The organism is Moorena sp. SIO4A1 (assembly GCF_010672065.1).
Lineage (GTDB): Bacteria > Cyanobacteriota > Cyanobacteriia > Cyanobacteriales > Coleofasciculaceae > Moorena.
This window is the reverse complement of the sequence record NZ_JAAHHX010000061.1, coordinates 10,066-23,322: the sequence shown is the minus strand read 5'-3', so window position 1 is coordinate 23,322 and position 13,257 is coordinate 10,066. Positions and strand designations below refer to the sequence as shown.

Here is a 13,257-nt window from a genome sequence, read left to right as displayed (position 1 = left end):
AATTTTATTGTAGCACAAAAATTATTATATTATAGCATATTTTGAAAAGTTTTGTAAAAAAATATTTTTGAGGGAGCAGGGAGTAGGGAGTAGGGAGTAGGGAGTAGGGAGTAGTGAGTCGGGAATCGGGAGTCGGGAGTCGGGAGTCGGGAATCGGGAGTCGGGAGTCGGGAGTCGGGAATCGGGAATCGGGAGTCGGGAATCGGGAATCGGGAATCGGGAATCGGGAATCGGGAGTCGGGAATCGGGAGTCGGGAGTCGTCAGAAAAGAAGGAAATTCCACGCAAAAGTCCCCCTTACTAAGGGGGATTTAGGGGGATCCGAACCAGGGATTAACGTTATAATCCTGTTTGGATCAATTCCTCTGCCTTCGAGAGCAGAAGTTTCCGACAACTAGGGCTAAGTCTAGTCAGCCTTTTGGGTGGTGCGTTACGGGACGGATTGTGCTAATACTGGCTACCAAGAAAATCAGGGCGAGCCCGTCCCTAACGCACCCTACGCAACTTACGACTTAGCTATCAGACTTAGGAATGGCCATCCCATCATTGGGGTTAAATAAATGAATCTTCTCTGGGTCTATAGACAGCCAAATTTCCTCACCTATTCTGACAATTTTATCTGGTGGTACTCTGACCTGAAGAACGGTAGAGTCTTCGGGGATACTCACGGATAGATAAGTATCGTTACCTAGGGCTTCCACTATCTCAACCGTAACCATCAAGTTTTTGGGAGCAGGAGCACTGATACTCATATGTTCCGGACGAACTCCTAAGGTTAAGGATTGACCATCATACTGGTGCAGTATGGGTTCCCAGACCTCTGGGAGGGTCAGGCGGAACTGAGAATTGCATACTACCCGAGGGGCTTTCACCTGAACCGGGATAAAATTCATCGGTGGTGAACCAATGAATTCCGCCACAAACCGGTTAGCCGGTTGATTATATATTTCTAGAGGAGGAGCAATCTGTTGGATGCGACCGTCTTTCATCACCGCGATCCGATCCCCCATAGTCATCGCTTCCGTTTGGTCGTGGGTGACGTAGATCGTAGTTGTACCCAACTGCCGCTGTAGTTTCACAATTTGGCTGCGAGTCTCTGCCCGGAGTTTAGCATCCAAATTAGAAAGGGGTTCATCCATTAAAAAGACCTGGGGATTACGGGAAATTGCCCGTCCCAGAGCAATCCGTTGTTTTTGTCCCCCAGACAGCTGCTTTGGCAATCGATTCAGCAAGTGTTCTACTTGTAGCAACTTAGCTACTTTGCGAACCTGCTGATCAATCTTTTTCTCTCGTTCGGACAGGTATCGCAGTTCCCGAGGAAGCGATCGCGTCATTGTGGTTAACACATTTTCCAGATTCGAGCGAACTTCTCCATTCAACATGCCTGTAGCCACAAGCCCTTGCTTGATTTGGGGTGGCAGATTCTTGCCCCAATGCACACTATTAGAGTTCCCATTAGAGTCTTCTGCCATGTTCACTTGCCCATAGCCAGTTCGTCTGAGTCCAAAGGCAATGTTTTCATAGACACTCAGATGGGGATATAGGGCATAATTTTGAAACACCATAGCGATGTCTCGTTCTTTGGGTGGTAAGTCATTGACTTGTCTGTTCCCCACCCAGATTTTGCCCGCAGTCAATTCCTCTAGTCCAGCAATGATCCGCAATAGAGTACTTTTGCCACAGCCTGAAGGACCAACCAGCACCATAAACTCGCCATCGTTGACTTCCAGATTTATGCGCCGCAAGATATTAACGGTTTTAGGTGTCTGTCCAGACTTTTCTGCTTCAAGGCTTGGTGACTCTTCGTTGTTTGTCACCTTAGGTTCCGTTGTTACTGGTGCAACAACAGTATCCCCTTTGCGGGCGGGAACACTTTTAAAAACGTTTTCCAGAATAACCTGTGCCACGTTGGTCAATATCCAATTACGCTTAATTTTTTCTTTACTGTGATCGTTTCCAACTCTGATGCCGTAATTTTTCCATACTTAGGGTTACCACCCCTAACGTTACCAGAAACAATCCGATAATTTCCTGTAACCCTAAACCTTGTTGAATAATCGCCACGGCTAAGACGGTAGTTAACACTGGTGCTGTTGACCCGATAATCGAAGCTGGACGCCCACCAATGAGCCTGATGGCAAAGTTTTGCACCAGATAGCTCACTAAGGTGATTACCCCCAACCCCAGACAGCTGAAGTATAAAGCAAGTCTGTGGCTGGGTTCAACAAAAAAGCGCCAGGATTGATCTAGGGGAAATGATAAGCTCAGGCTAGAAAATACCAAAATTAATGTAAAATTAATAAAGCTATAAGGAATCGGGTTGAGCTTTCTAGCACTGACTTGGGTCAGAATAATGTAAACAGCGAAGCTCAAACCCGCACCAGCAGCAGCTATAACTCCCAATTCAGAAGAGGGCTGCTTAGCTGCGAGACTAGGCAGGGAAATCAGCAACGCTCCGCCCACCACACCAACCATGACTAGACCACGAACTAGATGTGGGCGATATAGATCGGAGGGAAATAGATGTGTGCGATTACCAAACAGCAATCCTGTCAAGATCACCGTCACAATGGGATATATAAAAAAAATCGTGATTGCTACCCCTGGTTTAATAAGACCTAATGATAGGTATAATAGCACTTGGGATAAAAATAGAAATAAGCTACTCGCCACCATCTGGCTAAATAAAGGCAAGTCCCCCGAGTGAGCACAACGCCTAATATCTCGCCACACCGATGGGTAGAGTAACCTAGCCACAAATGCCATCAGCGGTACTACCACCAACATCTTTAGCCACAGAATCAGCAGGGAGTTGCCTAAACCAGGAGCCATCAAGCCTCCCACTTCAACATTCTGTAGACCAAAGGGCCAAGATTGATTAAAGATTACATATATAATTATATTCTGAAACGACAACATTAGGCAAGAGAGTAAGGCCAAAAGCACCCCAATGGAGATTTTCTTTGGGATTTTCTTTGACATTTTTTGCGATCGCGTCAGCTGTTGTGGGATAGCTTGATCAGCAGCACTCCTCTGTTTTGGGGATACCATAAGTTTCTTGGTGTTGGCAGGGATACTTTAGAAGCATTACAGTCAAGGGATGCTGTATGCTAGAGAGTCCCTGAAAATGAATTGATCATAAACCCATGAATACCACAATCAAGTCTGCCACTGATTCCAACCAAGGTCTAGAATCGGTAAACACCGCTGATTCCTCTGGCACTGGCCTAACGCGATCGCAATATCAGCAAAAAATGCAGCGACGCAAGGAAATACAGGAACAACGCCTAGCTAAAGCCTCCAAACAAAAAGGTCTGATTGTGGTTCATACCGGCAACGGCAAAGGTAAGACCACAGCTGGCTTAGGCATGGTCTTGCGATCGCTTGGTCATGGCTACCGAGTTGTGATTGTACAATTTATCAAGGGTGCTTGGGAACCCGCCGAAAAAGCTGCCTTAGAGCACTGGACAGTAGCCACTGATAACAATCCCCCTCAATTAGAGTTCCATGCCATGGGCGAAGGCTTTACCTGGGAGACTCAAGATCGAGAGCGAGACATCGAAAAAGCTCAATCCGCCTGGGATGCCGCCTTAGGGTTTATCCGTAACCCTGACATTAAGCTAGTGCTATTGGATGAGATTAACATAGCCTTGAAACTCAACTATCTAACCATTGAGCAAGTTTTGGCTGGACTAGACCAAAAACCCACTGATTCCCATGTCATCTTAACCGGTAGGGGAGCACCAGCCGCCCTAATTGAACGAGCTGACCTAGTCACAGAGATGACATTAGTGAAGCATCCTTTAAAAGAGCAGGGGATTAAAGCACAACCTGGTATTGAGTTTTAATGCTGTTATCGAGGGGAGTAGGGGAGAAATTTTTGAACTATTTCTCAACGGTCTACAATCCCCAAGTTTTATGCTTTTAGGCTTTGGATAGTTTGTACACCAATAGCGTGCGTGATCCCGAAAAATTATGGTGTTTTCTGCAAATCCGGTCGCTCTTCTGGTATAATAGCGCCCTCAACTGGACAGACTTCCACGCAAATGCCACAGTCAATGCAGCTAGAAAAGTCAATCCAGTACCAGTCACTCCCCAGGGCATTTTTCCCTGGTCCTGGATGAATGCACGCCACTGGGCAACATTCAACGCAATCAGCAATTCCTTGGCAAGTATCGGTAACAATCGTGTGTGGCACAGTGTTTTCTCTAAGTGCTAGTTGGTCGGATGTGGATCTTCCTTAATTCTATAGTTAGCTAAGTTCGCCCTAGCCAACTCCAACCAATTACTTGCCATTATTCAATTAGCAGTAGCCGTTCATGGCGCGTGTCTAGACATCACGACCCCAATGAGTTCGGTTATCTCACTTCAGAATATCTATCTATTTCCTGATTATTGGGTGATTATTTTAATGGAGGGTGTGTGTGAGGCTTAATCTCGGAAGCCCCACTAAAATCCCAAGTCCAACCAATGTAATCTACTGACTCTGTCCCTATGATATTGCTATTTTTTCGTCAAAGCAAACAATTGTTGAACCTTTTCACCTTTACCGGGGTCTAAATATGTAATACAATGGAGCTATATTGAAATCATAATGACTTCGACTTAATTCCAAAGTGTCTAACCATTACTAAAGGGGATTAACCTAAACACCTTAAACCACCGACGGAAGTAGGGTTGCTGCCAGGGTAGTAGCAAACTACTACAGGAGTAAGTGCTCTGCGGAGCCAAACCTCTGGAGGCTGTGTAAGACCAATCTGTAAAGACGTTATATATAAGTATATATCAAGTATAGATACTTATATTATAGCTACAGGGGGGCAGCAGCAGATGAAACATCGAAGCCCTCAAGCCCACATCTTCGATTTGGTTGCGGGTCCAACACCAACGCCCCAAGAGTATGAGCTAAGCGTGCCTGGTAAACTTGTAGGATTACCTAAGCTGGGGAAACCCCCAGAAAAAACCTAGAAAAACTTGACTTAGTATACAGCGTCAATGTTACCGTTAAATCTCTTTCTAACGAAGGAGGTAGGTGGTTAATACCTCTTGTAATAAATGTAATGCAATCCATGGCGCAATGATCTCAACGGAAAGAGATTGTAGTTACTTGATGGAGTAAACATCCGCAACAGAATCTACTATACTGCTTGTTTTTGGAGTTACCACTCACCCATGCCCACTTCTAAGACCAAAACCAAAACTACTAAGCCGACTAAGCCGACCAAGCCGACCAAGCCTAGCTTCTCAGCAGATATGGTTCGTACCTATCTTCATGAGATCGGTCGCGTACCTCTGCTGACCCATGAGCAAGAAATTGTTTATGGTAAGCAAGTGCAGCAAATGATGGCACTCTTAGGGGAAAAAGCCACCTTGGAACAGGAGCTAGAGCGCGAACCGACAACTGAAGAGTGGGCTTCGTACATTAATAAGAGCGAAGCAGAACTGAAAAAAGCCATAGACCAAGGTACTCGAGCCAAGCGCAAGATGATTGAAGCGAATCTGCGCCTAGTAGTAGCGATCGCTAAGAAGTATCAGAAGCGCAACATGGAATTCTTGGACTTGATCCAGGAAGGTACCTTGGGCTTAGAGCGAGGGGTTGAGAAATTTGACCCAACCAGGGGCTACAAGTTTTCCACCTACGCCTATTGGTGGATTCGGCAAGCGATCACCCGTGCGATCGCTCAGCAAGCTCGTGCAATTCGGCTGCCTATCCACATTACTGAAAAGCTCAATAAAATTAAGAAAGTACAACGGGAACTATCCCAGACCCTAGGTCGCAATGCTACTCCCACCGAGATTGCTAAGGAGTTGGATCTAGAACCAGCTCAGATTCGGGAATATTTGAGCATTGCTCGTCAACCCATCTCTCTCGACGTTCGGGTGGGAGATAACCAAGACACAGAGCTGTCTGAGCTGCTAGAAGATGATGGTCTAACACCGGTTAACTACACCACTCAGGAGTCCTTGCGGCAAGACCTAAATCTGCTGTTAGCAGAACTCACCCCTCAACAGCGGGAAGTGCTAGCGCTACGCTTTGGGTTAGAGGATGGCAAAGAGCTGTCTCTGGCTAAAGTTGGTAAGCGACTTAACCTCAGTCGTGAACGGGTGCGCCAGTTAGAACATCAAGCTTTAGCACAGCTACGGCGTCGCCATGCTAATTTCCGGGAGTACATCGCTAGCTAGCTAATGGTTGACTGTCTTCCAAGCATGAGTGGTAGCCAGAAACGGTTACCACTTCTTTTTTTGTAAAGAAATGTAAAAAACCCCGAAATCTCTGTTCTTACCTTTGGAGTATTTCTATAGTCAGAGCAAAATTCACATCACTGTATAAGTTCACCTATAATTTCACAAAATTTTCACATCAAAACCGGAGAGTGAGGAGGTAAAAAACCTGGGGGAGCCATTTAAGAAGCAATTTCTACCTCAACCTGGACGAAAAATTATTCCAAGGGTTGAATAAAAGATGAGTCTGGACTCACCTATTTCAGCAAAAGGTCACTCATAGTTGCTTAAAGCTTGGGTCAACCAATAGCTGGGAGAAAGCTGATAGTCAAGCTTCAGCAAAATTTCAGGCTATGACCAGCGCCAAGTGTGACAGTTGATAAACCGATCAACAAAGGAACAAACCAAAGCATAGTTTAGGCTTAAATAGGTTTATAACCTCAAGAGTCAACATAACTCTGGTTTAAGAAAAATTAACTTTTTCTGATTGATTATGGCTTCATCAATTGACGGTCTAAACTCTCAGAATTTTTGCTTAGGGTGTCTTACAGTTTTTTTTCAAAGGGGGTAAGTATGATGCTTAACCAATTAACTGGATCGTTCTTGTCAGCACGTCAACTGCTAAATCTTAGAAAACTACCCCTAACAACGCTATTGCTAACGATAGGATTGGTAACTACCTCATCAACTATAGCAACACCAGCACCTCAACCGCCAGATCAAGCCATTGATACTACAGCTAGAGCCTACACTCAAGCAACGAGTCGAAATGCATCAATGCCTGATGATGGCATTTACCTGTATGGTGAATCCTCACAACCAGGACAGATTGGTAAAGAATATCTAGTATTTGAAGCGAATCAGGGCAACGTACTTGGTGCGGTATATATGCCTCACTCAGAATATAGCTGTTTTTACGGCACCCTAGATTCAAAACAAATGGATTTGACGGTTATTGATCCCTACAACCAAACCGCTTTGTCCCATACCATTTCCCGTCAACAGCACTCACCTATTGCTGTAGTTGGTGAACGGCTAAGTCTTGACCATCGCTATAGCGCTATTACTTATCCTTACAAAGTTGGACTAGAAGGATATCAACCCATTAGTTCTATTAGTGATAGTGACCAGGAAATTTTGAGGGTTTGCCGGGATAACTACCAAGGAAGAGTCACCGAGTGATTAATGCTCCCTAGGACTAATACTAGTTGCTAGGTAATTCAAGTTTGACTTGACCATTAACAACGTTGGATTAGGTATAAGGCTTGCTGTAGGGAGCATTAAATCAAAAATTCAATCTCTAAAATTTAAATGCTATGCTAATTAAACCATAAAATTGGAACAGTTACTCATAACCCAGCAACCAAACGATTTAGCTCCGATTGCATTTGAGTAGAAACTTGCTCGTAACAAGCATCAACATAATCTTGATCGCGAGCAGCAACACGACCATAGCGCTCAAAAACAATCGGAGGGCAAACACGAGTTGTGATGGGTATGGGCAAGGGTATATTGGGTAGAGGACCAATCGCCAATCCCCAAGGCAAACCGAGATAAATTGGGAAAACTTGTGGGTCAAGACCAAATAACCAGGGTATCCCCAACTCGTGTAGTTGTCGTGCCTGTTCATAGCAGTCACCTAAGACAATCAGGGTATCATGGGCACCGTTGGATATAATCGGAACAATGGGAACCTTTTCTCGTAGTGCCAGTTTAATAAAGCCCTTACGTCCAGCCAATTGAATTTGATGACGCTGGCTATGGGGACGGAATACATCTTGGGCACCCCCTGGATAGACTAAGACACTAGCTCCCTTACGAAAAGCAGCGATCGCCATTTGGGGATGAGCCATGATTGCCCCGATCTTTGCCGCTAGCTGCGCCAGGGCTGGATAAATTTGCCAGGCATTGGAATGCATCAGACCATAAACTGGACGCTGGGTGCCAAAGCGGCGAAACCAGTCATACATCATCATCACCATATCAGGGGAAGCTAATCCACCATTGTGGGAACCAACCAACAGCACCTTACTCTCAGGAATGTGCTGCCAGCCATCAGTTTTCACCCGAAAGTAGTAGCGATAAAACCATTCCCACTGGGGCAGATAGGATTCAATTACTTCTGGATCTCGCTCTTCTAAAGACCAACCAAACCGATGCGTCAAGGCTATACTATTGAGTGAACTACAGTTCAATCCTATTCCAAAAAAACCTGAGCTAGAGGTTAAGTTGATGACTAAAAGGTCTTACCAGGGATGCGACTGTATTGGTAAGCATTCAGCCGTCAGCCGTCAGCCTTGGCCAAAGGCCACGCTACGCGAATGGCTGATACGCGACACGCTGATAGCTGATAGCTGAATGCTTACCTGTATTGTTTGTTATATTGTTACTCTAGCGCTTACTGTATTAATTTCCTCTTGCTCCGGGTCTCGGTCAAAAATAAGTATATATTCCATCTCAGGCATCAGTCTGCGCAGAACTTGTAGATGAGCCTCAGCGTCAGTTCGGCGACGAAAGCGAGCGACAATAATTCGCTGCATTTTAGGAAGTGGCTTGATAATACACCATGGGCTTAGTCGATCACGGTAGGTCATAGCACCCTGCTCCATCATGTTTGATTGATTATTTTGATAAAATCGATAAATAGATTAAATCTCTTTGACTAAACCTACAGTTATAAAACTACAGTTATAGCCGTTAGAACCTTAAGCAGTTGAACACTTCAAGACAGTGCTTTTAGCGCCTCTATTTTCTACGGTGATCTGAGCACGGTTAGATCACCTTAAAAGTCTACTTGCAGTTGATCTGCTTGTAGGGATGTCCAACCCTCCGACCCTATCTATAAAAGCAGCTACGAGAGAACACTGTGTTGCCAAATTGCCGATTTAAATAAAAAAGCTTCCGTTATCTGTTAGCCATTAATATCATGTCAGGATAATTACCCTTAATAAAAATCCCCCCATCTCCCCATCTCCCCATCTCCCCATCTCCCCATCTCCCCTTAATTATGGGTATTCAACCAGACTTGATATAACCATTACCCATCCCCGATTTGCTGTTGATCATAAGCACATAGCAAATTCCTAACTACCTGGGGAATCTCCTCAAAATGCTCCAAGAGAAAATCCATCAGGGCAAGATGGCGCAAATCAATGGGCTGGGGACGGCGATAGTTGTGACCGCTGGAAAACCAGCGCTGAACGGTGGCAGTTGAGCGAGAGCAAATACTAGCGATTTGTTCGTAATTCACATCCCATTTATGATAGAATTGTCTAGGAGTCATACCAAGTTGACAGTTGCTGTAGAGTTCAATTAGATCTTGCTCTCGTTGAGTTAGAGTCCGGGGAGGGGTTCTATATTGATCATCGAAACGGTATCTCCCAGAAGGAGTTCGTAGCACATTGGGGGATTTCAAATAATTTCTAGGGCCAAGAGCCTCAGTGCAAGTCCAAGAATAGGAATCTTTATAGTTGGTTGTTACCCTACCCTTAGGATGCCGAGGTTCAATGTCTTCTTCCCAAGCTGTGTCAGCAACGATCCAAGCTGCACTAGGAGAGTCTTTGTCAAGCCAGATCAGGTAGCAAATTGCCCATTGGCTTTGATGCCTGGCGTAGGCGTAGAAGAATCCGATCACAACACCCCAGTCCATTTGACCGTTTAGAGGTCGCCACCTAATCGGTGATCCTGTTTGATAACGGGGTGTTGCTGTAGGGTTCCAAGTACCTGGGGGGTCTATTGATGGGGGCGCGATTTCTGTTTTAATGGGGTCAAACAGTATATCTGAGTCTCCCTGGCGGATCGTATTTAAATAACTGGCTATCAGTTTTCCGGTCAGATTCTGAGTTAGGTGCTGGATAAGGACGGTAGCTAGAGTTTTTAGTTCTGGTTCTTCTATATCCATTGACTCTGCATTGAAGTCAGCATCCCCGTAGCTTTTCAAATGGGACAACAGTTGTGTGATGCCGAATTCATCTAAGGCTTGCTGATAGCTAGGAGGCTGATCGCTTTTTTCTCTAACTGTTTCTACCATAGGAAACTTGCTGGTAATTACATCAATATTATACTATTATGTATATAAAAGATACGTTTTAAGTACAAATAAGGTAAAATTTTACATCAAATAACAGGTGAACTTAGAATAGAGATTATGAGCAAACGTATACAAGTAACCTTACCCGACCGGATTGCAGACGATTTACAGCGATGGGCTGATTACGATGGACGCCCTCTATCGAACCTTGCTGCTTACCTTCTAGAACGTGCTGTTACCGAGGCCAAGAAAGAAGGTGTTGAATGGGACAAAGAGTCTTGATCTCCACCAACGGTTGATTACCCCATGAGCCAGAGCGCGCTAATCGCGCTTTATTTTAATAACTAGTATGGCTCAAGTAATCGAAGCTAGAAATCTCAGCTTGTAGGGTGGCCAAAAACAGTTTTTTTTGTGAGTATTCTAGATTATATTACTTTGCCCACCCTACTTGAATTGGTATTTTTTGTAAACGCAAGTCTCTAATCGAAGCTAGAAATCTCAGTCTGTATAAATTCGATGATAAGTTTAGGTTGCAACACCTTAATAATCCTCATTAAGGCATTGCTGAATAGAGTAATCAGCAACGCCTTAAAACCAAATACTTTAGCCGCAACGTTAATCCTCTGGTAGATTTTCTCTCACCCATTTACGCCAAGCTAAAATCATGGTAGTGTCATCCTGGGTTTCTGCCTGCTGCAAAAACTGATTGATAATTTCTACAGAGAGAATCTCAAAGGTGAAATTGTCCTGACAACGAACATAGTCTCCATTTTGCAGCCGGTAAATTTCTACAGTTTGTCCTATATAACGCCAAACTTCAGGTACTCCTATCTGCTTGTAAATCCCAAATCTCCGACTGGATGAACTGGTAATATCGACTTCAATCACCAAGTCTGGTGGAGGATCATTGGCTAAATCTACTGTCCTGCCTTGAATATAGTCAACATTGCCGATGTAGTAGCAAGAGTCAGGTTCTGCACCATGCTCTAAATCCTCCCGATTCAGGGTTGTAGAAGCAAACCCTTTGACCCGAAGATTCAGTTCTTCGGTTAAGGTATTCACCATCCGTTCTAGCAGCTGCTTGTATGTCTCATGGCGATCTGAGGGCATCGTGATTTCTAGCATTCCTTGAGCATAGGCAAGACGCGAGGCTCGATGATCTCCTAAGTCTGCCAATAGCGCCTTGTACGTCTGCCAACTGACGTTTTGTAAGACAATTCTCTGGGTAGTTTTAACAGGTGAATCCTCATCTGAACTAAAAGTACTGGCCATTGATGCAGTGATTGTGGTGAAAACGCGAACGCACAAATCCTTAACAGCGACTTAATCCAATTGGTCTGGATTAATACCTAACTCACGCAGTCGCGCCGCCAAACGTTCTGCTCGTTGCTTAGCTTTTATAGCTTCGAGCTGAGCTTGTGCTAACTCCTCGCTTGCTAGAGGAATTAAATTCCCCTCAAGGGTCATCCAGCGTAACCATAATCGGGGGATATCGCGAAAACTGCCACGCCACAACCCTAAACTTAATCCCAACTCCGGCATCAGTAACCTGTCCTGATTTAGCACTGCGGGTTTGTAGTGATCACCAACCAGATGAAACCCTTGTAACTCGTTGGTATAGCGACTAAAAATTACATAGTAAGGTACTCGCAAAATCTGCTCATAAACCTGCCACTTAGTCGGAGGTTTTCCCGGTGCGCTCACGGTTTGACCATGATCTTCATCTTCGGTGCCAGGAGACAATAACTCCACCACTACAAATGGACTGACTTGTTCTTGCCAGATGACATAACTTAAACGTAGGTCTTTGCTTTCATAAAGCCGAGGCACACCTACTACACCAAACCAATCCGGTCGCTTATACCAACCGGGATGGTTGAGATCATAGTAAAGATTGAGGTCACAAGCACTAAAGACTAACTCTGGGTTGGAGTTGGCAGGGGCAAAGGTTAACAATAATAGTAGGGGTTGAAAAAAATGAAATTCGTCAGGCAAACCAGGTTCTTTGGGATTTTCGCTGGGTAAGTCATACATTGTCGGCAAGGTTTGCCGAGGTGAAATTAGTGGCTGTGATGGATAAGGAAGAGAAGTCATAGGTATTGTCGATTGTGAATAACTCGATGTGTCTGGTGTTCGCGCAGTGTCTCCTTTGGAGAAAGGAGAAAGGAGACATCGCGGTGTTCCTCACACAGAACCGAAACCATTCGCGACTGCATTAAGACAACAACTTAATCCAATTGGTCTGGATTAATACCTAACTCACGCAGTCGCGCCGCCAAACGTTCTGCTCGTTGCTGAGCTTGTGCCAACTCCTCGCTTGCTAGAGGAATCAAATTCCCCTCAAGGGTCATCCAGCGTAACCATAATCGGGGGATATCGCGAAAACTGCCATGCCACAACCCTAAACTTAATCCCAACTCCGGCATCAGTAACCTGTCCTGATTTAGCACTGCGGGTTTGTAGTGATCACCAACCAGATGAAACCCTTGTAACTCGTTGGTGTAGCGACTAAAAATTACATAGTAAGGTACTCGCAAAATCTGCTCATAAACCTGCCACTTAGTCGGAGGTTTTCCCGGTGCGCTCACGGTTTGACCATGATCTTCATCTTCGGTGCCAGGAGACAATAACTCCACCACTACAAATGGACTGACTTGTTCTTGCCAGATGACATAACTTAAACGTAGGTCTTTGCTTTCATAAAGCCGAGGCACACCTACTACACCAAACCAATCCGGTCGCTTATACCAACCGGGATGGTTGAGATCATAGTAAAGATTGAGGTCACAAGCACTAAAGACTAACTCTGGGTTGGAGTTGGCAGGGGCAAAGGTTAACAATAATAGTAGGGGTTGAAAAAAATGAAATTCGTCAGGCAAACCAGGTTCTTTGGGATTTTCGCTGGGTAAGTCATACATTGTCGGCAAGGTTTGCCGAGGTGAAATTAGTGGCTGTGATGGATAAGGAAGAGAAGTCATAGGTATTGTCGATTGTGAATAACTCGAT

16 protein-coding genes are annotated in these 13,257 nt (G+C 44.8%); 6 read left to right on the top strand and 10 right to left on the bottom strand.

Features of this window, described 5'->3' with window-relative positions; all coding sequences use genetic code 11:
• Nucleotides 1-4: 4 nt before the first annotated feature.
• The 3 genes from F6K53_RS28310 to F6K53_RS28300 form a co-directional block, all read right to left on the bottom strand.
• Nucleotides 5-283, bottom strand: a complete 279-nt coding sequence (locus F6K53_RS28310; protein WP_293082961.1) for a hypothetical protein — start codon at nucleotides 281-283, stop codon at nucleotides 5-7.
• Between the two features lie 228 nt (nucleotides 284-511).
• On the bottom strand, nucleotides 512-1,906 hold the full coding sequence (locus tag F6K53_RS28305; protein WP_293082958.1) for an ABC transporter ATP-binding protein: 1,395 nt from the start codon (nucleotides 1,904-1,906) through the stop codon (nucleotides 512-514).
• 34 nt (nucleotides 1,907-1,940) lie between these two features.
• Nucleotides 1,941-3,050 carry a DMT family transporter gene (locus tag F6K53_RS28300; RefSeq protein WP_293082955.1) on the bottom strand — a complete coding sequence of 370 codons (1,110 nt, stop codon included), beginning with the start codon at nucleotides 3,048-3,050 and terminating at the stop codon, nucleotides 1,941-1,943.
• A 95-nt stretch (nucleotides 3,051-3,145) separates the two neighbouring features.
• On the opposite strand from F6K53_RS28300, the gene cobO reads away from it, so the two are divergent.
• A complete protein-coding gene (cobO, locus tag F6K53_RS28295; RefSeq protein WP_293021230.1) occupies nucleotides 3,146-3,847 on the top strand; it encodes a cob(I)yrinic acid a,c-diamide adenosyltransferase in 702 nt (233 codons plus the stop codon).
• A 125-nt stretch (nucleotides 3,848-3,972) separates the two neighbouring features.
• Here cobO and F6K53_RS28290 read toward each other — a convergent pair whose 3' ends face one another.
• Nucleotides 3,973-4,197 (bottom strand): ferredoxin family protein, encoded by a 225-nt coding sequence (locus F6K53_RS28290; protein WP_083305266.1) that lies wholly within the window; start codon nucleotides 4,195-4,197, stop codon nucleotides 3,973-3,975.
• 632 nt (nucleotides 4,198-4,829) lie between these two features.
• On the opposite strand from F6K53_RS28290, the gene F6K53_RS28285 reads away from it, so the two are divergent.
• From F6K53_RS28285 to F6K53_RS28275, 3 genes are all read left to right on the top strand, one after another.
• Nucleotides 4,830-4,967, top strand: coding sequence for a hypothetical protein (locus tag F6K53_RS28285; RefSeq protein WP_293071686.1), 138 nt, complete (start codon nucleotides 4,830-4,832; stop codon nucleotides 4,965-4,967).
• A 204-nt stretch (nucleotides 4,968-5,171) separates the two neighbouring features.
• On the top strand, nucleotides 5,172-6,182 hold the full coding sequence (locus F6K53_RS28280) for an RNA polymerase sigma factor, RpoD/SigA family (protein ID WP_293021237.1): 1,011 nt from the start codon (nucleotides 5,172-5,174) through the stop codon (nucleotides 6,180-6,182).
• A 693-nt stretch (nucleotides 6,183-6,875) separates the two neighbouring features.
• Nucleotides 6,876-7,403: a hypothetical protein gene (locus tag F6K53_RS28275; protein ID WP_293043557.1), complete on the top strand. Its 528-nt coding sequence runs from the start codon at nucleotides 6,876-6,878 to the stop codon at nucleotides 7,401-7,403.
• Nucleotides 7,404-7,570: 167 nt separating this feature from the next.
• Here the strand turns inward: F6K53_RS28275 and F6K53_RS28270 are convergent, their stop codons facing one another.
• Nucleotides 7,571-8,386 carry a lysophospholipid acyltransferase family protein gene (locus F6K53_RS28270; protein WP_293065644.1) on the bottom strand — a complete coding sequence of 272 codons (816 nt, stop codon included), beginning with the start codon at nucleotides 8,384-8,386 and terminating at the stop codon, nucleotides 7,571-7,573.
• 10 nt (nucleotides 8,387-8,396) lie between these two features.
• Between F6K53_RS28270 and F6K53_RS28265 the strand changes: the two genes are divergently transcribed.
• Nucleotides 8,397-8,579: a hypothetical protein gene (locus tag F6K53_RS28265; RefSeq protein WP_293082952.1), complete on the top strand. Its 183-nt coding sequence runs from the start codon at nucleotides 8,397-8,399 to the stop codon at nucleotides 8,577-8,579.
• 20 nt (nucleotides 8,580-8,599) lie between these two features.
• Here the strand turns inward: F6K53_RS28265 and F6K53_RS28260 are convergent, their stop codons facing one another.
• Nucleotides 8,600-8,815: a hypothetical protein gene (locus tag F6K53_RS28260; protein ID WP_293021242.1), complete on the bottom strand. Its 216-nt coding sequence runs from the start codon at nucleotides 8,813-8,815 to the stop codon at nucleotides 8,600-8,602.
• A 443-nt stretch (nucleotides 8,816-9,258) separates the two neighbouring features.
• Complete coding sequence (locus tag F6K53_RS28255) at nucleotides 9,259-10,251, bottom strand: hypothetical protein (RefSeq protein ID WP_293021243.1); 993 nt, start codon at nucleotides 10,249-10,251, stop codon at nucleotides 9,259-9,261.
• 117 nt (nucleotides 10,252-10,368) lie between these two features.
• On the opposite strand from F6K53_RS28255, the gene F6K53_RS28250 reads away from it, so the two are divergent.
• The gene (locus F6K53_RS28250) at nucleotides 10,369-10,533 is read left to right on the top strand and encodes a hypothetical protein (protein ID WP_083305265.1); all 165 of its coding nucleotides are present in this window, start codon (nucleotides 10,369-10,371) and stop codon (nucleotides 10,531-10,533) included.
• Between the two features lie 333 nt (nucleotides 10,534-10,866).
• Here F6K53_RS28250 and F6K53_RS28245 read toward each other — a convergent pair whose 3' ends face one another.
• From F6K53_RS28245 to F6K53_RS28235, 3 genes are all read right to left on the bottom strand, one after another.
• Complete coding sequence (locus tag F6K53_RS28245; RefSeq protein ID WP_293021244.1) at nucleotides 10,867-11,523, bottom strand: Uma2 family endonuclease; 657 nt, start codon at nucleotides 11,521-11,523, stop codon at nucleotides 10,867-10,869.
• 51 nt (nucleotides 11,524-11,574) lie between these two features.
• Entirely contained in the window at nucleotides 11,575-12,345 is a 771-nt protein-coding gene (locus F6K53_RS28240; RefSeq protein ID WP_293021245.1) for a Uma2 family endonuclease, read from the bottom strand.
• Nucleotides 12,346-12,479: 134 nt separating this feature from the next.
• Nucleotides 12,480-13,229: a Uma2 family endonuclease gene (locus tag F6K53_RS28235; RefSeq protein ID WP_293071682.1), complete on the bottom strand. Its 750-nt coding sequence runs from the start codon at nucleotides 13,227-13,229 to the stop codon at nucleotides 12,480-12,482.
• Nucleotides 13,230-13,257 lie beyond the last annotated feature (28 nt).